Source organism: Brevibacillus laterosporus LMG 15441, from assembly GCF_000219535.2.
GTDB lineage: Bacteria > Bacillota > Bacilli > Brevibacillales > Brevibacillaceae > Brevibacillus_B > Brevibacillus_B halotolerans.
Genome location: NZ_CP007806.1, coordinates 4,501,768 through 4,526,077, shown reverse-complemented (window position 1 = coordinate 4,526,077; position 24,310 = coordinate 4,501,768). Strand labels below are relative to the sequence as shown.

Genomic DNA, 24,310 nt, shown 5'->3' with positions numbered 1-24,310 from the left:
GAATTTAAACCGTTTGAGGGCTATTTTTGTTGATAAACATGTAATTTTACCCATTGATTAATCTCCTCACCACAGGAGGGAAAATATCGCTTGTATTGATTAAAAATTTTGAAGAGCATACAATGGCTACAATCGGTCAGTGCCATACAACTAGACGAAAGAAGTATGGGAAGGACAAGCATAAAAAGAGAGGATTGTTAGCGATGGAAGATATTTTAGACCAGGTAGCAAGACTAGGAAAACAATTGCATCAAAAAGATATAACGTTTGCCCTAGGTGGCAGTACTCTATTATACAGCTTAGGATTAGAAACTACCTTTCGCGATATAGATATCACTACAGATGCATCATTAGATAAGCTAAGCGAAGCATTAACGGAATATCCTGTGACAGTAGAGATTTCGGGTGATGGTATATACAACACTCAATATCGCTTATCGGTGGAGCTACATGGAAAAGAGATTGATTTTATGGGGAATTTTTCTGTGAAAACAAAAACGGGTGTATGTCATCTTCCCTGCCTGCCAGCTTACGAATGGAGAGGCATCCCGGTCTGCGCTTCTGAGGTATGGGCTGTAGCTTATCACCTAATAGACCGTATTCAAAAAGCAGATAGAATATATGGATATCTTGAAAAGAACGGTACCAATCTAGAAGTTTGTAAACGATTACTGCAAGAACCGTTGCCCGAGGAGGTTAAAATAAGATTATTGTCCCTTATCCAATTATATTCATAGTCTTAACAAGGATTGAGGAAATAAGCATATTTCTGTCTAGTCGATAGGAATATCCTGTCCTTTTTTTGCAGATATTACTTTTATATACAGATGATACTCCCGACTTCCCTGCTAGCAAAAAACTTAGAAGATGTATAGGAATAGGGGGGACAAGGTAATGTCTACATTCATGAAGAAAGAGATTTCTCTCCTACATTTTATTTTAACCATTACTAGCATTGAAATTGGAACAAGCATTTTGACACTTCCTGCAGAGCTTGCACAGGCATCTGGAACGGATGGCTGGATTTCCATTTTGATTGGGTATGTTCTGTCCACCATAGTTAGCCTATGCATTATAAAGGTCATGTCAAAGCATCCAGGAAAGACAATGCTACAAATCCTCCATCTTTATTTCTCCTCTATAATAGGAAATGTAATGATGGTTATCTGGATTATATATAGCTTTATTAGTGCATTCTCTATTTTTGTTTCGAGCGTCTTCATTATTAATGAATGGATACTGCCAAATACACCCAATTATTTTATTAGTGTTCTATTTATTGTTCCCATTTACATGGCAATACGCGGTGGCATTCGAGTGCTTAGCGGATTTCAGGTTGTTGTGTTTTTTTCAACTTTATGGTTATTACTAGTCCTCCTTTTCCCTTTAGATCAAAGTCATTTCGTGTTTCTGCTGCCAATTCTAAAGGAGGGGTGGGAGCCTGTTATTCAAGGTGTACGGATCGCCGTGTTTCCCTTCCTAGGCTTTGAATTGGCCTATCTTTTTTATCCATACATAAAGAATAAAGAGCATGCCGCAAAAGGCATTATTATTGCCAATTCAATCACTTTGCTGATCTATTTGGAAATCACTATTATATGTTATATGGTTTTTAGTCCTGATGAGATTACAAAGTATATCTGGCCTACCCTAACATTGGTCAAGCCGATACATTTCGCATTTTTGGAGCGCTTTGAAATTGTCTACGTCTCTTTTTACATCCTCATTTTTTTATCATCCGTTATCCCATATCTATTTTTTGTTACAGAAGGTATCTCTGAGCTTACGAAAAGAAGAGAGCGGTCACAGCTATATATCATTTTAGGGATTTTTATAGTGAGCTATCTGTTTTATCAGCCGTACTTTACTAACATAAACTTGTTGAATATCCTTTTAGCTCCTTTTTCTTATATCGTAGCTTTTACTTTTCCTGTGTTCTTTTGGCTATACGTGATGCTTGTACCAAAAAGAAAAGGCACTTGATTCATTGCCTACACTACATCGACAATAAAGCTAAAAACGCTTGCCTATGACGCTACGTCACCCTGTAAGATGCTGTAAGATGGGAAAAAGCAAGAGAGGAAGAAGACGACTTTCTGCTAAGGAAAGTCTTTTTTTATTGGTAATGAAAGCAGAAAAGGCGGAAAAGCTTAATAGGAATTGTTCATTGAAGGGAGAGGCTAAAAATGTCTAAGATGGCATTTGTTTTATATGATACAGTATCTATTTATAAACAGATGCTCGCAACCGTAACACCCGGAAATCAAATAATTGTAGAGTCTTGTTTTTTGAATAAATGTCGATACAATCATCTTTATAAATTCAGATACTACAACAAATTTTGACACTAAAATATGTAGGCTTTTCATTGGAGGAAATTAAAGCTCTTCAGCCAATCTGGCCAGTCGATTTAGAGGAATCATTACAGATGCAAAAGAAATTGCTGGAGGAAAAGCGGGAGAAGCTTGATCAAGTTATTTCCACGTTGGATTATGCCAGTCTGCCAGTGAAGCAGGAGCAAAGCGTGAAATGGGATGCTATCATTGACTTTGTATACGAAGCACCAGGCCTTGGAGAATGGTCAAGTAGACATGTAAACATATTTGAACGGTTAATCTGCTAGTGAATTCCGGAAGAATATGGTAGAATATTGAAAAAGTGTTAATGGCAAGGTGTTGGTTAACATGAAATTCATCCAATCTTCCGCGTGGAATTTACTGGCAATCGTTCTTTGTTCTCCGTTACTATTTCTCACCATGTATATGGATTACAAACAAGGTAGCGCATGGATGTATTTATTGTCCATGATCTTATTGCCCTTGTGTGTGAATCAATTCAGATATATGCTGGGGGGCATTGCTATTTCAATGGTTCTAACCATAGCTCTTGCACACTATTTTATGGGTGGAAGCGATGCTTACTTTGAGCCATTGACAGCAGAGCTGGTCGCACTAATTCTTTCCGGGCTGTACGCTTTTCCACAATTGCTGATATATCAGGTAATTAAACTTGCTTTTCAGAAAGAAAGGTCAGAATAAAATAAAAAAAAGCGGTTACAGTCGATTCATCAGTAACCGCTTACACTACTTTTTTTAGAAATTGATTAAAAACCCTTGTATTTTTAAAATAAATCTGCTATATTAGTTCTTGTATGAAACATATGGACAGGTGTCCGAGTGGCCGAAGGAGCACGATTGGAAATCGTGTAGGCGGGGTCGACCCGTCTCGTGGGTTCAAATCCCACTCTGTCCGCCATTTTACTTTATCTTTTATTTTCATACATGGCGGTCGTGGCGAAGTGGTTAACGCATCGGATTGTGGCTCCGACACTCGTGGGTTCGATTCCCATCGATCGCCCCATCTTATTTTAAAGACATATAACTGCTACGATTAAAACCCCTTTGTTGTTCAAGGAGACTTGAAGACAAGGGGTTTTTTGACGAATTCGGGCATTTGATGGAACCGTATGTATGATGTAGCATAGGCTTATATATGGAGAATTTTCAAGTGAGGGGGAGACAGATGTATCTGCTTAAAATAATGCTACTGATGATCGCGTTTCTTTTCCTGCTTTTCTTCCTCTATCTCATATCTAAGAAGAAGGAGTGTACGAAACAGCCGGAAATGCTAAAGGTCTGGCTGGGTGTGGTCGAGCAGGCGGTTACTGAAGCAGGATCTCGCTCTATACAGCATTCTCAGAAACAAGAGCCCCCAGATATTTATCATGATGAACCAAAAAATAAGCAAACAGATGTGACTTGGCAAAAGTGGATCAAGTCGCATTATCAAGCATTCTTTCATGACCAACCCATTGATCAGGTTTCGATTCAGCAGGAAACAGAGGAGATTGCAGTGCTTCTATATCCGTGTAACCGCAGTCGAGGATGGTTTACGTATGCGACTTGTGGCTGCGCAATAAAGAATGGCACAGAATATATCATTAGCACTTATGAAAAACATCAGGAATTGCCTATACTGATTGAACACATTATACAACAGGCTGTAGAAATAGACAGTTCTACTAATGAGCAGCTCTTTTCGAGCGGTCAACCATTTGGGACACATCATGGTTTTACACATGTCATTTGCCTGCCTCCTGTTTTTGAACCAGAAGGGTTTACCCATTTTACCGATGGAAAAGAACTTGTGAGTATATACATGCTAGTTCCTTTATGGCGCACAGAGGCTGAGTTTGTGACACAAAATGGTTGGTCTGAATTAGAAGCGATCTTCATAGAAAATGATGTAAATACTTTAGAATGGAATCGAGCCTCTGTCATCTAAATTAGATGATTCGGAGGTTTCTTTTATATGGGGATAAAGTATAAAATAAAATTGATATTATCAAAGCATGAAGACAGTCCCATTGAAAGAATAGGGAAAGGACAAAAAAATCATGGAAATTATCTGGAAATTTTGAAACCGTATGCAAATCGAAACGTATAAACAAGTGCAAGATAAAATGATTGCACCCTTTTACGCACTTGACTTAATTCTAGGATGAGGTGTTTACATGGGGACATGGGATATTATTTTTCTTAGCTGTATAGGACTTGGATTCTTGTTTGCTATTGTGTTGATGTTTGTTGATCATAGTCATGCCCTTACAGGTGGTGTAGAAAGCCCTGTATTACAACCTGTTTGTGTTGTGAGTGCTATTACAGCCTTTGGTGCTTGCGGCTTTCTTCTGCATCGGTTCACATTACTTTCCATCACAAGTGTCGTGTTACTTTCGGCTGGTAGTGGTCTACTACTTGCTGCAGTGGGGTATTTTATCTGGATTCGCCCCATGAAAAACGCTGAAAATTCTACAGGCTATTCGCTTACCCAATTGGAAGGGCAATTGGGGGAAGTTGTTACCACCATTCCTGCCAAGGGATATGGAGAAATTATCATTACAATGCTGAGTGGGACTAGTAACCAAATTGCCTCTAGCCAAGATCAGGTTATGATTCCTCAGGGTTCTCGTGTCATAGTTGTCAAAGTAGAGGATCATGTTCTACAAGTGATTCCCTTTGAATAAATGCTAGATGAATACATAAAGGAAGGATGTTTGCTAATGGATTTTGACATCATTGTGCTTGGACCTATTATTGCTGTAATCGCTGTTTTTGTAATCCTTGGTATTGCGTTTTGGGCTAGATACAAAACAGTAGGTGCTGATGAAGCAATGATTGTAACGGGGAGTGCACTTGGTACCAAGAACGTACTAACTGACGAATCAGGCAACAAAATTAAGATTGTACGAGGTGGAGGTACGTTTGTTCTACCAATTTTCCAGCAAGCGAACTTTTTAAGCTTATTATCACATAAATTGGATGTATCTACCCCAGAGGTTTACACAGAGCATGGTGTGCCTGTGATGGCTGACGGTGTGGCAATTATTAAAGTTGGCGGTTCTATAGAAGACATTGCTACAGCGGCGGAACAATTTATGGGGAAACCAGATGAGTCGCTACGTGCTGAAGCTCAGGAGGTTCTGGAGGGGTATCTACGTGCCATCCTTGGAAGCATGACAGTAGAGGAAATTTATAAGAATCGGGAGCGCTTTGCTCAGGAAGTGCAGGCAGTAGCTGCCAAAGATTTGAAAAAGATGGGGCTGTCTGTTGTAAGCTTTACCATCAAAGATGTTCGAGATAAAAACGGTTATTTGGCTGCGTTAGGTATTCCGCAAATTGCTGCGGTGAAAAGGGATGCTAGCATCTCCCAAGCAGAGGCTGATAAAGAGTCGCGCATCAAGCAGGCCCAAGCCGAAGAGCACGCTAAAAAGGCTGAATTATTGAAAGAAACCAACATAGCTGAAGCAGAAAAAGAAAAGGAACTCAAAATTTCAGAGTTTAAGCAGGAGCAAGACAGAGCGCGTGCTTCAGCCGACCAGGCGTATTCATTACAACAGGCGAAGATGAAACAACAGGTTACTCAAGAGGAAATGAAAGTAGACATCGTACGCCGTGAGAAAGAGATTGAGCTAGAAGAAAAAGAAATTCTGCGTAGAGAGCGTCAGTACGATGCGGAAGTAAAGAAAAAGGCGGATGCCGATCGCTATGCTGTAGAGCAGGCGGCTGAAGCGGAGAAAGCGAAGAAAATGCGTGAAGCGGATGCTAAAAAATATAGTATCGAGGCAGAAGCGAAGGCACAATCAGAACAAAAGCGCTTAGAGGGTCTTGCTTATGCTGATGCAGAAAGAGCACGCGGTACAGCAGAAGCGGAGGTAACTCAGCTCAAACTGGAAGCAGAAGCCGAAGGGAAGCGTAAGCTGGCTGAAGCATACGAAAGGTTTGGTCAGGCGGCTGTATTAGATATTGTGGTCAAGATGTTGCCTGAGTTGGCCGAGAAGGTTGCTGAACCAATGAAAGCAATCGACAAGGTAACAATTATTGATACTGGTGGTGGTCAAGGAGACGGTGTAAATCGTTTAAGTACAAATGTCACTAAATTAATGACGCAGTTACCAGAAATGCTAAAGGATGTCTCTGGCTTAGATATGAATGAGATGATTGAGGGCTTCATGAAAAAGGGGCAGGTAGCCGCAACAGCAGAGATCAATCATGCTAAAGCTGAAGCCATGGAAGAAGCTTCTGAGGTTAGTAAGCTAACTGAGCAGATTCCACAAGAAAAATAGGCTCGTGAGCACTGATAACTGACTGGAGCTGTCATAGTTTTGTAAAGATCGATTGGTTGTACGAACCCTTCTACCGAGGTTTATTGAGGTAGGAGGGTTTTTTATGAATAATCATTTGTACAAGAATCAATACACTTTACATACATTAGGGGGGTATAGTAGTATAAGAGAACGATAATGTAAATGATAAATCGAAAGGGGTTTGAACAAGATGGAAAACGTCGTATTACAAGTACAAGGTATGTCGTGCAATCATTGTGTGCAAGCGATTGAAAAAGCTGTAGGTAACTTAGAAGGAGTTACTTCAGTCAAAGTTAGATTGTCTGAGGCAGAGGTGGATGTAGCTTATGATTCTACGAAAGTAACAGTAGAAGCAATTAAAGAAACGATTGATGACCAAGGATATGATGTAGAATAAGAGAGAATAACGTATACACTATATAGAGAATATGAGAAAAAGGGGGGAATGAAATGGAGGGAGATTATCAAGAGCTTGTACCTGATGAAAAGGAAAAAGGATGTTGTCAGGAGCGAACCAGTCATCATTCCGAAAAGCTAAAGGGGAATTTGCAATCCCGATTGAATCGAATTGAGGGACAGGTTCGCGGTATCAAGGGTATGATTGAAAAGGACGTCTATTGTGATGATGTACTAAATCAGATAGCTGCTGTTCAATCAGCGCTCAATTCCGTAGGGAAGATTCTGCTGGAAGGTCATATGAAAAGCTGTGTAGTGGAACGCATTCAGGAAGGCGACCAGGAAGTAATTGATGAGTTGCTAAAAACAGTGGCAAAGCTAATGAAATAACATGTATGGATTATACCTGCTAATTAAAGAAAAGCTCTCTTTTGTGTGTATATGTGAACACGTAAAAGAGAGCTTTTTGTCAGTAATCAGTATAACGAGTAATCTGTTGTATAAGAATAATCAGCCTATACTATTGAATCTTAATTTCACCGTTAATAATTTTGTTGCGGAATTCCTCTACTTTTTTCCAAACATCCTCAGAGATATTTTTACGGGAAGATTCAGATAAGCCGACACCATTTTCTTTTAAACCAAGGGAAAGTGTTTTACCACCTTCAAATTTACCAGTCATGTAATCGGTAGCTACTAGATAAGCTGCTTGGTCTACACGTTTCATCATGGATGTAAGTGTCACGTCATCCCCGAATACAAGAGATTGATCCATGTCTACGCCAATAACCCACACGTTCTCACCTTTGCCTTTACGGGCTTTTGCTTCATTAAAGACACCGTCTCCAGACGCACCTGCTGCGTGATATAAAATATCAGCACCTTGGTTGTAGAGTGAGGATGCAGCGGATTTACCAGCATCAGGTTTATCAAAGGCACCAGTATAAATGGTGTTTACTTGTACAGAAGGATCAGCCGCTTTTACCCCAGCTAGGAAGCCTTTTTCAAAGCGTTTTGTAACAGGGATCTCAATACCACCAACAAAGCCGACTTTCTTTGTTTTTGATGTTAATGCAGCCACGACCCCAGCTAGGAAGGAGCCTTCCTCTTCTTTAAATACAACTGAAGTAACGTTTGGAGCTTCAACGACTGTATCAATAACCGCAAGCTTTGCTTCAGGATTTTCCTTTGCTACCTTTTGTACGTGTTCCATGATTGGGAAGCCGATTCCAAAGGTTAAGTCCCATTTTTCTTTCACAAATTGGTTAAGGTTTGGAATAATATCTGCATCGGAGCTGGATTGCAGGTATTGTACCTCAGCACCTTTATCGTTTTTTACCTTTTGCAAGCCTTCCCATGTACCTTGGTTAAAGGAGTTATCATTTACGGTACCTACAGAGGTTACCATCCCGATTTTTACATTGCTTTTAGCATCTGAGGCAGGTGTTGCTTGTTTTTGGTTGCCGCATCCACTTAATGCTAAAGGTAGTACTAATAGAAGTGGTAGCACACGGCTAATCATTTTTTTCATGTTGTTTGTACCTCCAAAGAAAATGAGTAAAGAACGGCATTGCCGTAGCTCAAAAGCTAACAGAAATGCCGTTTTTATAAAAAAGTGTTACATTTTGTCTGGTACTGTAATTTCACCACTAATGATTTTTTGTTTAAACTCTTCGATCTTTTTCCAAACATCCTCGGAGATGTTTTTCTTTGTGGATTCAGCTAGTCCAACACCGTTCTCTTTCAAACCAAGAGATACCGATTTACCACCTTCAAATTTACCATTTAAAAGATCAGTAGATACTCGGTATGCAGCTTCATCAACACGTTTGATCATAGATGTCATTGTGATATCTTCGCCAAATACTTTAGATTGATCCATATCTACGCCGATAACCCATACGTTTTCGCCTTTAGCGCGACGGTCTTTTGCTTCGTTAAACAAACCATCACCTGTAGAGCTTGCCGCATGGAACACAATGTCAACACCGCGGTTAAACATAGAGGAAGCAGTAGATTTACCAAGATCAGGTTTGTCAAATGCCCCAGTGTAGAGGGGAACGATTGTAATATCTGGTTTAGCTGCCTTTGCACCTGCTGTGAAGCCTGCTTCAAAACGTTTGATTACAGGCATTTCAATACCGCCAAGGAAACCAATTTTGCCCGTTTTACTACTAAGTGCAGCCGCTACACCAGCAAGGTAAGCCCCTTCATGCTCTTTGAACACGATGGATGTTACGTTTGGTGCGTCAACAACAGAGTCAATGATAGCAATTTTAGCTTCTGGATTTTCTTTCGCTACTTTTTGTACATGTTCGGACATTAAGAAGCCGACACCAAAAGTTAGATCCCATTTCTCTTTAATAAATTGATTCAAGTTTGGAATGATATCACTATCACTTGCAGATTGCAGGTATTGAGTCTCTGCACCAGTGTCTTTTCCAAACTTTTGCAAGCTTTCCCATGTCATCTGGTTAAAGGAATTATCGTTAACTGTACCAGTAGCAGTAACCATTCCTACTTTTATGTGTTTTTTTGCTTCTCCAGATGCGTTCCCGGTTTCAGGAGCTTTTGTTCCACAGCCGCTTAGAGCGAGTGAGAAGGTCAAAAGACTAGCACCGAGGATTGAATAAAGCTTTTTCATGATGAAAAATCCTCCCTTTTGTCTCTGCTACGTTTTGTTTAAATTGGGCAAACGATGAAATTCTATCAGACAAATAAACAAACGTCAATTGTCAGATTATTTACGCAATGAATCCAGCTTCAAAATTCTAATGATATTCTGCTCATTTACAAGCAGGGTTATGTAATGTCCCAGCATTTGAGGATTGTCGAAAAAAGGAGTAAACTAATTATGGAAAGATTTTCTGTTGATTTCTGATGAGAAAGAATATCAGGGACAATGAAACAAGTTTATACAAAAGGAAAAAGCTTGGCGGCAGGTCAGAAGCGGTTAGATTATCTCGTATGAATGCCGTTGTACATGTCCTTGGCTAATTTGATACAAAGCTAAATCAGGTATCTCAGTTGCAAATGATAAAATCCAGTAGCAAAGCTGGGGATAATGCCATCCCTGTATATCTAGAGAAGAGGGAACGGCAGGAGAGAGCGGATGAGTGTGCAAAACGCCAAGCCAGCATTCTTGTTGTTTTTTCATCTGGGCTATGCTTTGAAAAAAAATAGATGGACTTATCAAAAAAGTGTCGGTTGAGGCAACTTCCGAAGAAGCAGGATAGGATGAAGTAATCATGTTTTGATGACCGCCTAGTAATGCAGTAAATTCGTAAGGCAATTGCTGTTTTGCTGCTACGAGTAGTTGAGACACTAGTGTTTTTGAGATAAGGATCGACTGATCCGCATGAGAAAAGGGAGAACCCAATAGGGTGTGGTTCATAGCTACTATTTCTCCTTTAAGTTTAAAGTGAAAGAAGGTTTTCTCTTGAGCAAAAACCAAAACATTCAAATTGGCGTATGCGGCTGGGGAGATCATGATGATTTATACACGCAGGGTGTGAAAGCCAAAGATAAGTTGTCTGTTTATGCCAGTCATTTTCCTATTGTAGAGCTGGACAGCTCTTTTTACGCTATTTTACCACAAAAAAATTATGTGACGTGGGCAAAGGAAACCCCTGATGCATTCCGTTTTATTGTCAAACCGCATCAAGGGCTGACCGGTCATCAACGTAACATGGAACGCGATGAAAAGCTAGAATTATTTAAGAGTTTTGAAGAGAGCATTCAGCCACTTGTTGACGCAGGGAAATTGGAGACATTATTGTTTCAATTCCCACCTTGGTTTGACTGTAAGCGAGAGCATGTTCAATACGTTCAGTACTGTGTACAATATTTTTCCCATTACTCTATCTCTGTCGAATTTCGACACCAAAGCTGGTTTGAGTCTGCTTGGAGAGAAAAGACATTAGCTTTTCTGCAAAAGCTGGGCGCTGTTCATGTTGTCTGTGATGAGCCGCAGGTAGGGTCTGGCTCTGTCCCCATTGTTACGGCGGTTAGTTCTCCAAAACAGGCATTGGTTCGCTTTCATGGGAGAAATAGGGCGGGATGGCGTGACACTGGCGCCCCAAATTGGCGAGATGTTAGGTATTTATACAGATATAGTGAAGAAGAGTTACAAGAATGGAAGCCTAGACTGCTCGAATTAAGTCAGCAAACGGAACGTGTTATTGTGCTATTCAATAATAATTCAGGGGGCGATGCTGTAGCAAACGCCAAGCGAATGATGCAACTATTGGATATTGATCCGGATGGATTGAATCCTCGGCAACTTGAGCTTTTCTAACAACATTTTGGCGTTGTACGCCCAGGAAGAGGCTGATCATGGTAATTGCACTCTTTATTTTATTGTTTATGTTTATTGGACTATTCGCAGGTGTAATGGGGAGTCTGGTTGGTATTGGCGGAGGAATGTTTTTCGTTCCTGCCTTACTTTATTTCGGGAATATGTATGAGCCAGGTAGTATTACCCCGCAAATAGCGAGCGGTACCTCTTTATTGGTCATTGCGATAACAGCTCTCTCCTCAAGTATTAGCTTTTGGAAACAGAAAAAAGTGGAAGTGCAAGCGGCTGTCCTATTTTTTATTGGTAGTGCTCCGGGAGCAATCGTTGGAGTTTATGTAAATAAATGGTTAAATAGTGACTCATTTTATCTTTTGTTTGGTTTATTTCAAATCTCCATGTTTATCTTGCTAATGATTAAAGATAAATTCAAGCCAAGAACGAACCAATGGAAGATTGTTAAAACCTATGTGGATGAGCAGGGGGAGCAGCAAGTTTATGGCTATAACCGTATCTCTGCTATCATCATTGCGTTTTTTGTCGGTATCATTTCTTCTTTGTTTGGAGTTGGTGGAGGAATTCTGATGGTGCCGGCACTGATCGTCCTATATCGTTTCCCTGCCCATATGGCTACGGCTACCTCCATGTGCATTATCTTTTTGTCGGCTGTTGTCGGTTCCACAACGAATATTATAAACGAACATATCCACTGGTTCTATGTGCTTGGTCTAGCGCCAGGGGCATGGATTGGTGGAGCAATAGGAGCTATTGTGTCTAATAAATTAAAAGGTAAGACCTTAATACTCCTGCTGAGAATCATGATCTTAGCGATTGCCGTTCAAATGATTTGTAAAGCTTTTGTAGCTTAGCATGCCGTATTTTCATTCGAAAAAACACCCCTTCTCTCTTTTGCTCATATCGTAAAAAGAAAGGAGGGGTACAGATGATTGAAATGAAGCCGCTTTATTTTAACGCGGGTGTAGCACAGGCCATTACCGTGCATTTGCCGAAAACTACGCTGCTGGTGGTGGCCACGGAAATCGGATATATCATGTGTGGTGCACTTGATGTTGGATTATTAAATGAGAAGTTAGCTCATCGAGAAATTATTGCAGGTCGGGCAACAGGTGTAAAAACGATACAAGAACTGCTGGATGCTCCTTTAGAATCAGTGACTTATGGCTCGGAGGCTTTGGGGATAGAGACAGGTATAAAAGGTAGCGATGCTATTGAATTCATGCTCTCTCACGAACAACGAACATAAGCGTAAAAGCCTCCTAATACCTCACGGAATAGGAGGTTTGCGATGGTGGACAAGCTCAACAGCCTTAGCCAAACTTCTCTTTATTAGATAACAATAGTAAAATCAATCCTTCTTTTTGACGAAATTACTAGTAGGTATAATGGTACTAGTACTAGGAAAGGCTTGGAAAAATTAATGCGATTATTGTCCATCACCCGCTGTGAAACGGGCATGAAGCTTGCACGAAGTATCTACAATAGTAATGGTACAATCTTAGTGGGAAACGGCGTTACACTCACTCAGAGAATGATCGCACGTTTAGCAGTAATGAATATTCATTCCATTTATATTGAGGATGAGGATACCGCTGATATTCTTATAGATGATATTATATCCGATGAGACGCGACGGGAAGCGATGGGATTTATCCACAAGTCGTTTGAAACCTTTCGTGAAGATCCTAAAAAATTTAGACAAGTGTTTGCGGCAGAAAAAATGGGACTGCGTGTTCGAGGCGTGCTCATGAATCTTATTCATGAATTAAAAAACAATCATTCAGCAATGAATTTACTAGGAACGGTGTGTGGTATCGATTCCTACGTGTTTGTCCATTCCTTTAACGTAACAATTTATACTGTATCAGTCGGATTAAAAATGGGGTTAAATGATAAGGAAATTGCTGATTTAGCCATAGGGGCTATTTTACATGATGTAGGTAAAATGATGATACCGCCTGAAATATTGAATAAGCCGGGGCGTTTGACTGATGAGGAGTATGAAATTGTCAAGCAGCATACCGTAATCGGATTTGAATTATTACGAAAACAAATAGGAGTTCCGTTACTAGCTGCACATTGCGCATTTCAGCATCATGAAAGAATTGACGGGAGTGGCTACCCCCGTCAATTAAAAGAAGCGGAAATTCATCCATATGCGAAAATTTTAGCCGTATGTGATGTGTTTGATGCTTTAACAAGTCATCGGGTTTATCGTAAGCCGATGCTACCGCATGATGCTACGGAGCTTTTGTTTGCAGGATCGGGTACGCAATTTTGTAATAATGTTTTGGAACAATTTCGAAATGCGATCTCTATTTATCCAGTTGGTCTAGGGGTCACCTTAAGCTCTGGTATCTCCGGCGTTATTATTAAAAATAATCCGGGATTTCCCTCCAGACCGGTTGTACGAATTTTAGAAAATGAGGCTCATGAAAAGGTAAAGCCATTTGAAATTGATCTAACTACCGAGTTAAGTTTAGTTATTTCTGATTGTGAGCCGCTTAGCTAATAGGTTTATTTTTGAGAAAGCAAGCCTTAGATGGTGACATTAGCTGGATTGTTTATTGTTTCGAGTCCAGCCTGATTCCAGGCGAGGATACCACCTTCTAAATTAATCAAATTCTCAAAGCCTTTCGATTCTAAAAGGCTGACTGCTATGGCAGAGCGAGCGCCTGAACGACATTGGACAAGTATCGGTTTATCTTTAGGAATCTCATCCAGTCGCTTGTGTAGAGAGCCGAGCGGAATATGAACAGCATGTGGAAGATGGCCCTCAAGCCATTCAGATGAATTGCGAACATCGATCAAGGTGACGTCCTGCTGATAGACAAGGGAAGTGGCTGTCATGACATCCATTTCCTTCATGTCTTTAAGCAGGGGGGACAGATCGATGTTTTTTTGAATTTCATTACTATCACCCATCGCTAAGACATGATCAATTCCAACCGCTCTTAAATCGGATAATATTTGTTGGTGATCTTCTTTATTTCCAAGGACATATAAGGGACTTTGTTCATCAATTAACCAACCAGCCCAGGTACAGAAGCTGCGCTGATGGGGGATAGATAGAGAGCCACTCAAATGGCTTTGGGCAAATACTGAGGCAAGACGTGTATCGAGCAGGATTGCGTCACTAGCTAGAATATCCTGTAGCACTTCCTGATTCATCTGTATTTCTTTGGGGAGAGGGATATCAGCTATCAAGGCTGCTCCTTGTTTATTAACCTGTTTCATTCGAGAGAAATAGCGGGGGGGCTCTGGCTGACCGTTTAACAGCCATGTAACGAATTTTTCTTCTTCTGTGAAGGCTAGGGCAGGATTATAGCGCTTTTCATAGCCTACCGTAGAAGAGGGGACGGCACCTAATGCCTTTCCGCAGGCACTTCCCGCTCCATGACCCGGCCAGATTTGCAGATAGTCCTCCCATTCTTTAAAACGTTGAAGAGATTGATACATTTGACGTGCTCCGACCTCAGCAGTACCTATTTGACCAGCGGCCTTTTCGAGCAGATCAGGACGTCCTACGTCACCAACAAACACAAAATCTCCTGTGAATACTCCGATGGGCTGTGACCCGGCTAAACCATAGTCCTTTAATAAAAAGGACAGACTCTCCGGTGTATGTCCTGGCGTGTGCATAACTTCTAAACGGAGATTGCCTACGGACAAGGTATCTCCCTCATGGATAATTTGATGGGCAACACCATCGAGTCCCGCATATTGCCAGTCAGGTCCCCCTTCTCCTGAAAGATAAAGAGTAGCCTGGGTCCGATGGGCGATCTCTCTTGCTCCGGATACAAAGTCGGCATGGATATGAGTTTCCAATGCACCTACGATACGCAGACCCTCCTGCTGGGCAATACGCAAATAAGCTGTAATGTCCCTTTGCGGATCAATGACGACGGCTTCACCAGTTCGTTGACAGCCTACAAGATAGGAAGCTTGAGCTAATGGTTCATGATAAAAGTAACGTAATAACATGAATGATCGTTCCTCCTTCTATTTTTTAATATGAAATATGGATGGAACAAGGGTTACATTCGCCCTTTCATCATTGCTCGCCAGTAAAGGAGAGGAAGCAAATCCTTTTTTACTCGATACATGCTATATCTTTCTTTTGCTTGATCAAAGGGAAACGTTTCGCGGGGTTCTAGCTTGTAATCAAATTCTGCTAGGATCAAGCGATTATAGCCTGTTACTAATGGGCAAGACGTATATCCATCATATCGAGCGGATAAGGTTTGCTGATCCATGACAGCCAATAGATTGGCCACGAGCACAGGCGCTTGTTTTCGAATAGCAGCCCCAGTCTTAGAAGTAGGAAGGTTACTACAATCTCCTAGAGAAAAAATGTTTGGGTAGCGTCTATGCTGTAGTGTAGCTGCATCAATTTCTACCCATCCAGCTTCGTCTGCTAAAGGGCTTTCTCGAATAAAACGGGGGGGAAACATAGGGGGCACCACGTGCAGCATGTCATAGGAAAGGGTATGTAACTCTTTTGTATCTAGATGAACAAATAAAGCTTCTTTCTTTTTTGAAAGAATCTCTATCAAGTTCCATCTGAAATTGGTGTGAATATTTTTTCTGTTAATAACATTCTGTAAGGAATCTGCATATTTTTTGACGGCAAAAATACTCGCATTAGCTGAAGCAAAAATGATCTGCGAATGGGAGCGCACCTTTGCCTTCCGCATATGATCGTCCGCTAAATACATGATTTTTTGGGGAGCACCCCCGCATTTAATCGGTGTATTTGGGTGAGTAAAAATAGCAGTTCCTCCTGAAAAAGTACGCAGACATTCCCACGTATACGAAACATGCTCATAAGAATAATTACTACATACTCCGCCTTTTCCAATTGCCTCTGGGAGCCCTTTAATTTTGTCCCAGCCTATCTCAATCCCGGCGGATACAACCAAATAGTCATATTGAATCTTTTCACCTTGTGCTGTACAGACTTGATTCATTTCTGGAAAAAAGGATTCGATAGACTCCTTGATCCAAGTCGCTCCCTTGGGAATTAGGGAGGCTTCCTCACGTTCTGTCTTTTCCTTTGATACAACACCTGCTCCTACCAGCGTCCACAAGGGCTGATAGTAGTGTTTATCAGCAGGGTCAATGATTGCAATACTTCCGCGAAGAGAGGGGCGTGCGCGCAATAATCGAGCTGCAACCATAATGCCGGCGCTACCTCCACCTACAATGGCAACACAAAACTTGCGGATACTTGACATCTCCATTCCCCTTTCAGACATATAAAAACTATCAATCGCAAGTAAGGTGAAGAAAGAAAAAATGTCAAAAAGAAAGGAAAACCCTTTCATTTACTAGGAGATATGTAAGTAGGCTCTTTTGTTAAAGATACCTCTTATTCTAAATTATAGACCTTTTTCCATTCATAACCAATCCCTTTTTTTAAAAATAACATACATTGTAGTTGCCAATGTGAACATGATAATCAAGACAATAAAATAGCCGTAGTTGGTATGTAGTTCTGGCATTACATCAAAGTTCATTCCATAAATGCCTGTCACAACCGTTAAAGGCATGAAAATGGTGGTCAATGCTGTAAAAATGCGCATAATCTCATTGGTTCGATTGGAAACGGAAGACTGATAAGCTTCGCGGACGTTGCCAATTAGCTCTCGAAATGTTTCAAAATTCTCCACAATCTTTACGGCATTCTCATGAATATCAACAAAATATTTACGTAGGTTAAGAGATATCAGAGATAGCTCCTTCGTTTGCAGTGCATGAATGAGATCGCGCTGTGGCGCCATCATCTTTTTGGCATACAGAATTTCTCGGCGTAACCCAACAATTTGAGAAAGATGAGTGTTTTTTGCTTTGAGTAACACCTGCTCCTCTAAATTTTCAATCAGGTCTTGAATTTCTTCCATTACATCAAAGTAGCTTTCAATGAGCTGATCCATAAAAAAATACAGGAAGAAGTCGGACGAATGAATTTCTTCTTCACGAATAATGGAGGGAAAAATACGAATCTCATCTATATCAAATTTACTGACCGTAATGACATAATGCCCTCCGAGAAAGATATTCACTTCTCGCAGAAATATATCCTCATTCTGAAACTGAATGCTATTGCTTACGATAAAGTAATGGTCATGGTAGACCTCAAGTTTAGGGCGCTGTTCCTCTTCATCAATGCAATCCTCAATAGCTAATGGATGCAAATGAAACAAATGCTGCAAGATGTCCAAATCAAATAAACGTGCTTGTATCCAATAGAAACCGTTAGCAGGTGGGCGTATTGTTATTTCTATGTCTTCAACTGGAGTCATGGTTCCATTCTCAATTAAATAGATTTTCAACGTATACCCCTCCTCGATCTTCTATTCTCACAGATACCACTAGTATATCCCGTATGTTAAATAACCTTGATTTACTAAATTTATTACCAACATTTACTCTTAATTAAATAGAAAGACGAGCCTAGCGTGCCGATCACACTTGCCGAGCCCACGACTTTCAGCAATGTAGCAGAACAAAAATTGTTTTCCTTCACCCAAAAGCATATGGCAAGTCCAGAAGGCGGAATCTATACCAATTATTTAGTGAGCTCGTATGAAACGAAGGGGCATATCTAGTCATCTACACTACTATTCATAATGTTATGACCTGTCCGTGGATAGATCCAGTCTGACTCGATTAGGACGAAATTCGAAAAAGAAATAGCCATAACAAAGCTCCTGCTTATGTTACAAGAAGCAGGAGCTTTTCTTTTTACGTAAGATGTTATAAAAGGTTATTTGTAAATAGGCTTAGGCTGCTTTTTCTGATTTTCCCAGCGTTTTAACAGTGGATAAGGATCAAATGCCCATTCATTATTTCCGGTGTCCCGATATGTTCCGTAATGAAGATGAGGCGGGAACTTCCCTGAGGTACCAGGCTTTCCATAGCCAGAACTTCCTACATAACCAATCACTTCACCAGGGACGACGATATCCCCCTCTTTTAATCCCTTTTTAAAGGAAGACAGATGAGCAAAGTAATGATAAATGTTGTCGATATCGCGGATACCTACGCGCCACCCACCATAGCGGTTCCAGCCTAATACCTCAACCACACCATAGCCTGTGCTCATCACCGGGGTAGAGTATCCGGCAAAAATATCGACTCCTTCATGAATGCGCCGTCCTCCCCAACCACGTGGGTCTCCCCACGTACTGCGATAGCTATAAGAGAAGCGTTTGGGAATAGGAAAAGCATGCTTATTTAATTCAAGTGTTTGGAATTTCTCATAGATTCGTGAGAAGTGCATGATGGTTCTTACGGCTGAATCACGCTTATAATAGTTCCATAGACCAATCTTGAAATCATCGGAATTAAAACCATAGGTACCTAAAAAACGAACAAGACTAGTTAATACGTCACGATCATTATCCTGATCGGCAACACCATCTCCTGAACCATCTAATCCAATTCCATGAAAGAAGGTAATGGATGTTAGATGATTGTCTTCCGAATCAGGATTAAAAACGCCGCACCACAATTCAGTAGGAACCTTGATAGCAGTGAGTCGTTTGTTCGCAGACTCTGCTTCCTTGTTTTTTGATTTCTTTTTAATGGTTCGTTCGTACTGATCAATAGCTGCTACATATTTCCATGGAATTCCATATAATGCTTCGTATTCAATGAATAATTCCATACGCTCATCCCACTCTGACTTAGCAGGGGAAGTTGATGGTGCCTTAGTTGATATTGATGCCGCTAATCCTTGAGATGGAACCATTAGGATAATAGCGATAATCAAACATGAATAAAGGCGTAGAAAACGCATACGTCTCCCTCCAGCCATTAGTCTCCTTATAGTAGAATGACCGATACGCTTATAAACTATTCTTACAAATTTTGGATGAAAAATAAAATGGCTTTAGAGCCTGTAGAAATAAAAGGAGAGGAGGTGTTATATATGACCAAACAATACGTTTTTATCGGGGGAGAAGGAGCTTTTCAATTGACGACGTTATTGCCACTTTGGCAGCAGCTTTACAGAGAGGAAGGTCTGTTTTTTTCACAGGTAGTTGATTCGTCCATTGATACGAGTGAATGGAATATAGAGGAGGCAGGCGCCTGGGATTCTCTGCTTGAAATGGGAATGCCTGAGAATTGTCAGATTATGGTGAGTCATTTGATTCTTCCTGAGGAGGAGATGATGGAGGACTCTCTTCTCCAACTAGCAGTAGGTCAATATATTAAAAAATGGAGGAAAAAAGAGGAAGGGGGAGCTTGTAGCACCTCATTTCTTAGCTGGCTACAAAGGATGGGGGTACTTTCGGCAGCAAGCCCACCTCCTGGTAAAATCCAAAGGGTGTGGAGTGGCAAGGGCATATATATAGCTTTTATCACCCCTGAAAAGGAAGGTGTAAAAGAACCTCAAGACCACACTGTGGAAAATAAGCATGCTTCTTATATAAATGAGCCGATGATTCTTTTACAAGCCACTTTAGAAGATACCCCTCAAGAATGGCTGGGATATACCATGCAAAGCTTGTATGCGGCTGGGGCCAAAGATGTTTCCTATTTTTCACTCACGATGAAGAAGAATCGGCCGGGTCTCATGCTACAGGTGATGTGCTACGAAAGCCAACAGGAGATCATGAAAAGCATCATGTTTCAGGAGACGACTACCTTTGGCATTCGTTATTTTCCCGTTGCTTGTCATCGTTTAACAGAACAAATTTTGGGTGTAAAAACAAAGTGGGGAGAAGTACAAGTAAAGCTGGGATTTTATCATGGGGATTGCGTGCAGATTGCTCCTGATTTTGAAATATGCTCCAGGCTAGCGGAAGATCATGATGTTCCTTTGCGGAAAATTTATCAAAAGGCAATGATGCTGGCTAAGGCACGCTTATAAGGCGTGCTTTTTTATATGGATGCTCACAAAGGGAAGATATGTTCGTAATCTTAGCAGGAACATAGCGGTAATATGAAGAAATTAGCTCATAGACGGGGAGGGCGAACATGATCAGATTTATTCATACTGCGGATGTCCATCTGGACGCACCTTTGACGAACCTATCTTCCATCTATGAAATCAGACAGGAAGATTTCCGACGTACAATGCGCCGAATACGCGATGTAGCAATAAATAATCAAGTCGACTTTTGGCTGATCGCTGGTGATTTATTAGAATACCATGGAGGCACAAGAGCTACTGCTTTATTTTTACGAGAGTTATTTGATAGCATAGCGCCCATACCTATATTTATCTCGCCAGGCAATCATGATCCTTGGCAAGAAAGTTCCTTTTATCAAACAATGGAATGGCCTGGGCATGTTCATATTTTCACAGATGAATGGGGCGTTTATGAATATCCGGAAAAATCGTGTGTGTTATATGGATGGGGGTTCCCTCAAGCGCATGTTACTACATCTCCACTAGATTCCTTTCCAGGAACATTACCTGATTATCGTTATCATATCATGGTGATTCATGGTTCAGTGATTACTGGTGAGCATAACGAGCATTCTGTCTATGCACCGATGACAATTGGCGGACTTGCAGATACAGGGGTAAATTATGTGGCACTCGGACATATCCATAAGCCGATGCAATTTCTGCATCCACAGACTCAACAGGTTTTCGCAGTATATCCAGGTTCTCCTGAAGGGCTGTCAATGAAGGAAAATGGAGAGCGGTATGCCATTCTAGGAACTATTTCTGGCAATGGGGACGTAACAGTAGAGCCTATTTCTGTACAAAGCAGAATCAGTAGAAAACTGACGATTTCATTGAAAGGACTGGAGACAATTGATGCAATCGTAGAGCGAGTCGAGCAGGAGCTATCTCACGTAAATAAGGAGGAATTGCTCTATGTGACGTTTGAGGGGGAACGAGCTAGCTATTTGCAGGTTCCCGTAGAGATAATCAAATCACGTTGCAAGGAGTATTTCTTTATTCAATTTACAGATCAAACCTATCCAGACATAGATGAGCAGCAGGTGAAGGAAAAGGGCGGCGTTTTAGGAAAATGGCTAGAAAAGCTAGATGATCTGGAACAGGCCGCAACAAATGAACGAGAGAAGGCAGTAATCCAACTTGCGAAACGAGAGGCTTTACAGCAGATTGGGAGTGTATTTCGTTGATCATTGAGGATATACATATTAAAGGGTTTGGTAAATGGCAGGAAAGAACCTTTACCTTTGCGCCGGGATTAAACCTATTTTATGCCCCAAATGAGGCTGGAAAGTCTACCTTATTACAGGCACTAGTGGCTAGCTTGTATGGGATGAAGAAGGATTTTATCAAAGTATCCCGTTATGTAGACGAATACGATCGCTATTATCCTTGGAACCATTCCACCTATGAAACCATCGTACGGTATACATTGGCAGATCAACAATTTCGCTTACATCGGGTTCTTGATAAAGAGCGTGAGCAAATGAAGTTGTTTTTAGAGCCAGAGCTGACAGAGGCTTTAGCCTTATATAAAGAGGATCGTCGGCGGGAATACAATTTTATCGAGAAGCATCTAGGTCTAAACCGCAGTTTATTTACCGATATAACTTGGATCAAGAGAGAGGGGTTACAGGCCCCAGAGCATTTATTACCAAACCTTACCCAAGAAGGTGTGATTGACCCTGCTGTTCAGGGTGTATTAGCTGCGTTGGAACAAGAGTATAGTGCGATAGGGAAAAAAGATAATGCTGAGAACACACGGTGGGGCAGAGTTAACCGACAATGGCAGCTGGCTCGTCAAGCTCTTCAACAAGCAGAAGAAATCTGGCTGGTAAACAAGCATCTCCACCAATCTTTGACGGAATGGCTAAAGGAAGAAGAACAAATCCAGAAAAGATATGACATGCTAGCTAGACTGCTTACCGAGCATCGGCAATTTATGGAGGTTTGGCAACACTGGTGGACTTACACGTATGAAACCACTCGTAGTGACCATGTTGCTCGCTGGTTAACCGAATCTATACATACACTGCACATCATATACAGTGAGGCGCCAGAGCTGATCGAATGCCACCAATCGACCCAGCAGCAGCTTGCTCGGCTTGAGTTGGAGATAGGACAGTATACGGAGGATGGTGATGTCATTGGACAATCTCCTAAAGAAGCAGGGGTTCAGGAAGAGTCAGTGGAAGCAACAAATCCTCTTGCAGAATGGAACAAACAAAATGAGTTACACAAGGATACTCAGCTAGAGCAAGTAAACCATGATTACCAAATAGCACGTACGATGAATAAGAATCTAGAGGATGCACGCCAACAACGCTATCAGCAGGAGGTCTTGCTTGCTCAACTAAAGGCCGCGCTACAAAATAAGAAAAGTGTTTATGCGGTAAGTAAGGAGCTTACTCATCTTTTACAAGAAGCACCTCAACTGGCTTATTATGATGAGGCTGTAGCTATGCAAGCAGAAAATTATCTGCGGCAAAATAAGGTGGATGAGGTAGAGCTGTTTGCCTCAATGAGTAGTCGAAGAGCCAAGAGCAGAAAGCAAAAGCTGGAACAATCGAAGCAAGAGACAGCACGAGCCTCTTCCAAAATTCCCCTGCATATTTGGATAAGTGGTGAGATCGCACTGGTAACTGCCATTTGGAGTATGTGGATGATGATTGAACAACGCTGGGATTTAGTGAGAATTGGCAGTGGAATAACCTTGATTGCAGGCTTACTCAGCTTCATTTTTTATTTTCTCTATAAGAACAAGCTAAGCAGAAAAAGAAAAGAAGCGAGCATTCAGACAGCACAAGTATCCCAGATTCCTGAATCTGTTTCGCAGTGGATTTCTCGGATGAATATTGACTCGGCAGAGCAAGTGCGGACGTTACGCGAGAAATATGTCAGATTACAGCATTGCAAGCAGGAGCTGGAGACTTTTACGCAGGAGAATGAGGACCAAGCTACTCTAATAAGTAAGCTACATGTAGAAATAAGCGAGCTACAGCAAGAAATCGAGCAAGCGCAACAAACACTACAGCAGCTAATTGAGCAGGAGCAGATTCAAAGTGAGCGGCTCACAGCTATTTTTTCTGTCCATCAGGTAGATAATTGGGAAGAATTTACCGATAAACGGGAAGCCTTATTGGTAGAGCTTCATGTGTTATCCGCTAATCAAGGACAATTACAAGCGATCGAACGATTAGAGGGAGAATTGCAGGCGGAAAGATTACGAGCAGAACAGTCAGCATTCATAGAACAAAAAGAAAAGGACCGACAAGCACTTCTGTTGAATTGGGCGGAAAAAACACGAGAGGCAATGCTTAGCTCTAAAGAGAAAAAGGAGCTTGAACAGGCTACAAGTCTAGAGGAGGCAAAGAAGCTGAAGCAGCAGCTTACCCATGTAAGGGAGCGTATTGCGAGGGCAAGGGGAGAGCTTGGACAGCAAGATCAAAGCTCTTTGGCCAGAGCCAAGACGGCTTTTGAGGAGGCTGAGCTAGCATTAGAAGAGGTGCAAGTACGACGAGATAGCTTACAGCTTGCGAGGGATACGCTTCAGGAAGCCATGAAGGTATGGCATAGAGAGGTTTCCCCAGATGTTAGTCAGATTGCTTCAGAAGTGACCCGTCAGATAACTGAGGGGCGATATCAAGATGTGCGAATTGATCCTACCAATCAATTTTCGATAAAAGTAATAGAACCTAATTTGCACAGGGTTCTTCCTCAGGAGAAGCTGTCTAATGGCATGCAGGATCAGTTATACTTTGCCCAACGAATCGCCTTCATTTTACAAATTAGTAAGGCCAAAGAACCGCTTCCCATTTTTTTAGACGATCATTTTGTCCATTACGACGAACAACGTTTACAGAGCACATTAGCATACTTACTTACATTAGCCCAGACCCATCAAATTTTTTTATTTTCTTGTCAACAGAGAGAAATGTTATTATTAAGTGAACAAATGAAAAATCATCCACGTCATCAGCTTCATAACTGGTACAATAAAGAAGCAAACAGTAACACCTAATAGGTTGCAGATAAT

General features: G+C 41.2%; 23 protein-coding genes and 2 tRNA genes. 18 read left to right on the top strand and 7 right to left on the bottom strand.

The window, feature by feature from the left end; genetic code table 11:
• Positions 1–122 precede the first annotated feature (122 nt).
• The 11 genes from BRLA_RS19950 (at position 123) to BRLA_RS19900 (ending at position 7,429) form a co-directional block, all read left to right on the top strand.
• Positions 123–737 carry a hypothetical protein gene (locus BRLA_RS19950; protein WP_119912729.1) on the top strand — a complete coding sequence of 205 codons (615 nt, stop codon included), beginning with the start codon at positions 123–125 and terminating at the stop codon, positions 735–737.
• A gap of 157 nt (positions 738–894) precedes the next feature.
• The gene (locus BRLA_RS19945) at positions 895–1,983 is read left to right on the top strand and encodes a GerAB/ArcD/ProY family transporter (RefSeq protein WP_003334593.1); all 1,089 of its coding nucleotides are present in this window, start codon (positions 895–897) and stop codon (positions 1,981–1,983) included.
• A 337-nt stretch (positions 1,984–2,320) separates the two neighbouring features.
• Positions 2,321–2,623 (top strand): MerR family DNA-binding protein, encoded by a 303-nt coding sequence (locus BRLA_RS19940; RefSeq protein WP_081870832.1) that lies wholly within the window; start codon positions 2,321–2,323, stop codon positions 2,621–2,623.
• 61 nt (positions 2,624–2,684) lie between these two features.
• Positions 2,685–3,038, top strand: coding sequence for a hypothetical protein (locus BRLA_RS19935; RefSeq protein ID WP_003340921.1), 354 nt, complete (start codon positions 2,685–2,687; stop codon positions 3,036–3,038).
• 124 nt (positions 3,039–3,162) lie between these two features.
• Positions 3,163–3,255: transfer RNA gene (locus BRLA_RS19930), tRNA-Ser, on the top strand.
• Positions 3,256–3,284: 29 nt separating this feature from the next.
• Positions 3,285–3,360 (top strand) — tRNA-His (locus BRLA_RS19925).
• 162 nt (positions 3,361–3,522) lie between these two features.
• Positions 3,523–4,284 carry a suppressor of fused domain protein gene (locus BRLA_RS19920; RefSeq protein ID WP_003334598.1) on the top strand — a complete coding sequence of 254 codons (762 nt, stop codon included), beginning with the start codon at positions 3,523–3,525 and terminating at the stop codon, positions 4,282–4,284.
• Between the two features lie 229 nt (positions 4,285–4,513).
• The gene (locus BRLA_RS19915; RefSeq protein ID WP_003334599.1) at positions 4,514–5,023 is read left to right on the top strand and encodes an NfeD family membrane protein; all 510 of its coding nucleotides are present in this window, start codon (positions 4,514–4,516) and stop codon (positions 5,021–5,023) included.
• A gap of 36 nt (positions 5,024–5,059) precedes the next feature.
• Positions 5,060–6,622, top strand: a complete 1,563-nt coding sequence (locus BRLA_RS19910; RefSeq protein ID WP_003334600.1) for a flotillin lipid rafts scaffold protein FloT — start codon at positions 5,060–5,062, stop codon at positions 6,620–6,622.
• A gap of 211 nt (positions 6,623–6,833) precedes the next feature.
• A complete protein-coding gene (gene copZ / locus BRLA_RS19905; RefSeq protein ID WP_003334601.1) occupies positions 6,834–7,040 on the top strand; it encodes a copper chaperone CopZ in 207 nt (68 codons plus the stop codon).
• Positions 7,041–7,093: 53 nt separating this feature from the next.
• Positions 7,094–7,429, top strand: coding sequence for a metal-sensitive transcriptional regulator (locus tag BRLA_RS19900; RefSeq protein ID WP_003334602.1), 336 nt, complete (start codon positions 7,094–7,096; stop codon positions 7,427–7,429).
• 130 nt (positions 7,430–7,559) lie between these two features.
• Here BRLA_RS19900 and BRLA_RS19895 read toward each other — a convergent pair whose 3' ends face one another.
• From BRLA_RS19895 to BRLA_RS19885, 3 genes are all read right to left on the bottom strand, one after another.
• The gene (locus BRLA_RS19895) at positions 7,560–8,570 is read right to left on the bottom strand and encodes a BMP family lipoprotein (RefSeq protein ID WP_003334603.1); all 1,011 of its coding nucleotides are present in this window, start codon (positions 8,568–8,570) and stop codon (positions 7,560–7,562) included.
• Positions 8,571–8,657: 87 nt separating this feature from the next.
• Positions 8,658–9,683: a BMP family lipoprotein gene (locus BRLA_RS19890; RefSeq protein ID WP_003334604.1), complete on the bottom strand. Its 1,026-nt coding sequence runs from the start codon at positions 9,681–9,683 to the stop codon at positions 8,658–8,660.
• A 309-nt stretch (positions 9,684–9,992) separates the two neighbouring features.
• Complete coding sequence (locus tag BRLA_RS19885; protein WP_041752404.1) at positions 9,993–10,433, bottom strand: M67 family metallopeptidase; 441 nt, start codon at positions 10,431–10,433, stop codon at positions 9,993–9,995.
• A 45-nt stretch (positions 10,434–10,478) separates the two neighbouring features.
• On the opposite strand from BRLA_RS19885, the gene BRLA_RS19880 reads away from it, so the two are divergent.
• The 4 genes from BRLA_RS19880 to BRLA_RS19865 all read left to right on the top strand — a co-directional run bounded on the left by BRLA_RS19880 (position 10,479) and on the right by BRLA_RS19865 (position 13,863).
• On the top strand, positions 10,479–11,336 hold the full coding sequence (locus BRLA_RS19880; protein WP_003334606.1) for a DUF72 domain-containing protein: 858 nt from the start codon (positions 10,479–10,481) through the stop codon (positions 11,334–11,336).
• A gap of 38 nt (positions 11,337–11,374) precedes the next feature.
• The gene (locus BRLA_RS19875; RefSeq protein WP_003334607.1) at positions 11,375–12,202 is read left to right on the top strand and encodes a sulfite exporter TauE/SafE family protein; all 828 of its coding nucleotides are present in this window, start codon (positions 11,375–11,377) and stop codon (positions 12,200–12,202) included.
• A 74-nt stretch (positions 12,203–12,276) separates the two neighbouring features.
• Positions 12,277–12,597: a YunC family protein gene (locus tag BRLA_RS19870; RefSeq protein WP_003334608.1), complete on the top strand. Its 321-nt coding sequence runs from the start codon at positions 12,277–12,279 to the stop codon at positions 12,595–12,597.
• Between the two features lie 174 nt (positions 12,598–12,771).
• The gene (locus tag BRLA_RS19865) at positions 12,772–13,863 is read left to right on the top strand and encodes an HD-GYP domain-containing protein (RefSeq protein ID WP_022585598.1); all 1,092 of its coding nucleotides are present in this window, start codon (positions 12,772–12,774) and stop codon (positions 13,861–13,863) included.
• Between the two features lie 26 nt (positions 13,864–13,889).
• Here the strand turns inward: BRLA_RS19865 and BRLA_RS19860 are convergent, their stop codons facing one another.
• From BRLA_RS19860 to BRLA_RS19845, 4 genes are all read right to left on the bottom strand, one after another.
• Complete coding sequence (locus BRLA_RS19860) at positions 13,890–15,335, bottom strand: MBL fold metallo-hydrolase (RefSeq protein ID WP_003334610.1); 1,446 nt, start codon at positions 15,333–15,335, stop codon at positions 13,890–13,892.
• Positions 15,336–15,388: 53 nt separating this feature from the next.
• Positions 15,389–16,588 (bottom strand): FAD/NAD(P)-binding oxidoreductase, encoded by a 1,200-nt coding sequence (locus BRLA_RS19855; protein ID WP_003334611.1) that lies wholly within the window; start codon positions 16,586–16,588, stop codon positions 15,389–15,391.
• A gap of 162 nt (positions 16,589–16,750) precedes the next feature.
• A complete protein-coding gene (gene corA / locus BRLA_RS19850; protein ID WP_003334612.1) occupies positions 16,751–17,686 on the bottom strand; it encodes a magnesium/cobalt transporter CorA in 936 nt (311 codons plus the stop codon).
• Positions 17,687–18,120: 434 nt separating this feature from the next.
• A complete protein-coding gene (locus BRLA_RS19845; protein WP_003334614.1) occupies positions 18,121–19,155 on the bottom strand; it encodes a M23 family metallopeptidase in 1,035 nt (344 codons plus the stop codon).
• 132 nt (positions 19,156–19,287) lie between these two features.
• Here BRLA_RS19845 and larC point away from each other — a divergent pair, with 132 nt between their 5' ends.
• The 3 genes from larC (at position 19,288) to BRLA_RS19830 (ending at position 24,295) form a co-directional block, all read left to right on the top strand.
• On the top strand, positions 19,288–20,232 hold the full coding sequence (gene larC / locus BRLA_RS19840) for a nickel pincer cofactor biosynthesis protein LarC2 (RefSeq protein WP_003334616.1): 945 nt from the start codon (positions 19,288–19,290) through the stop codon (positions 20,230–20,232).
• 107 nt (positions 20,233–20,339) lie between these two features.
• The gene (locus BRLA_RS19835) at positions 20,340–21,464 is read left to right on the top strand and encodes a metallophosphoesterase family protein (protein WP_003334617.1); all 1,125 of its coding nucleotides are present in this window, start codon (positions 20,340–20,342) and stop codon (positions 21,462–21,464) included.
• The gene (locus BRLA_RS19830) at positions 21,461–24,295 is read left to right on the top strand and encodes an AAA family ATPase (protein ID WP_003334618.1); all 2,835 of its coding nucleotides are present in this window, start codon (positions 21,461–21,463) and stop codon (positions 24,293–24,295) included. Before BRLA_RS19835 ends, BRLA_RS19830 begins: the two co-directional genes overlap by 4 nt.
• Positions 24,296–24,310: the final 15 nt, after the last annotated feature.

Excerpts from the sequence above, each read along its gene's own strand:
- BRLA_RS19950 (WP_119912729.1), top strand. The coding sequence starts at position 123 with ATGGCTACAATCGGTCAGTGCCATACAACTAGACGAAAGAAGTATGGG.
- BRLA_RS19945 (WP_003334593.1), top strand. The coding sequence starts at position 895 with ATGTCTACATTCATGAAGAAAGAGATTTCTCTCCTACATTTTATTTTA.
- BRLA_RS19935 (WP_003340921.1), top strand. The coding sequence starts at position 2,685 with ATGAAATTCATCCAATCTTCCGCGTGGAATTTACTGGCAATCGTTCTT.
- BRLA_RS19920 (WP_003334598.1), top strand. The coding sequence starts at position 3,523 with ATGTATCTGCTTAAAATAATGCTACTGATGATCGCGTTTCTTTTCCTG.
- BRLA_RS19915 (WP_003334599.1), top strand. The coding sequence starts at position 4,514 with ATGGGGACATGGGATATTATTTTTCTTAGCTGTATAGGACTTGGATTC.
- BRLA_RS19910 (WP_003334600.1), top strand. The coding sequence starts at position 5,060 with ATGGATTTTGACATCATTGTGCTTGGACCTATTATTGCTGTAATCGCT.
- copZ (WP_003334601.1), top strand. The coding sequence starts at position 6,834 with ATGGAAAACGTCGTATTACAAGTACAAGGTATGTCGTGCAATCATTGT.
- BRLA_RS19900 (WP_003334602.1), top strand. The coding sequence starts at position 7,094 with ATGGAGGGAGATTATCAAGAGCTTGTACCTGATGAAAAGGAAAAAGGA.
- BRLA_RS19895 (WP_003334603.1), bottom strand. The coding sequence starts at position 8,570 with ATGAAAAAAATGATTAGCCGTGTGCTACCACTTCTATTAGTACTACCT.
- BRLA_RS19890 (WP_003334604.1), bottom strand. The coding sequence starts at position 9,683 with ATGAAAAAGCTTTATTCAATCCTCGGTGCTAGTCTTTTGACCTTCTCA.
- BRLA_RS19885 (WP_041752404.1), bottom strand. The coding sequence starts at position 10,433 with ATGAACCACACCCTATTGGGTTCTCCCTTTTCTCATGCGGATCAGTCG.
- BRLA_RS19875 (WP_003334607.1), top strand. The coding sequence starts at position 11,375 with ATGGTAATTGCACTCTTTATTTTATTGTTTATGTTTATTGGACTATTC.
- BRLA_RS19870 (WP_003334608.1), top strand. The coding sequence starts at position 12,277 with ATGATTGAAATGAAGCCGCTTTATTTTAACGCGGGTGTAGCACAGGCC.
- BRLA_RS19865 (WP_022585598.1), top strand. The coding sequence starts at position 12,772 with ATGCGATTATTGTCCATCACCCGCTGTGAAACGGGCATGAAGCTTGCA.
- BRLA_RS19860 (WP_003334610.1), bottom strand. The coding sequence starts at position 15,335 with ATGTTATTACGTTACTTTTATCATGAACCATTAGCTCAAGCTTCCTAT.
- BRLA_RS19855 (WP_003334611.1), bottom strand. The coding sequence starts at position 16,588 with ATGTCAAGTATCCGCAAGTTTTGTGTTGCCATTGTAGGTGGAGGTAGC.
- BRLA_RS19845 (WP_003334614.1), bottom strand. The coding sequence starts at position 19,155 with ATGCGTTTTCTACGCCTTTATTCATGTTTGATTATCGCTATTATCCTA.
- larC (WP_003334616.1), top strand. The coding sequence starts at position 19,288 with ATGACCAAACAATACGTTTTTATCGGGGGAGAAGGAGCTTTTCAATTG.
- BRLA_RS19835 (WP_003334617.1), top strand. The coding sequence starts at position 20,340 with ATGATCAGATTTATTCATACTGCGGATGTCCATCTGGACGCACCTTTG.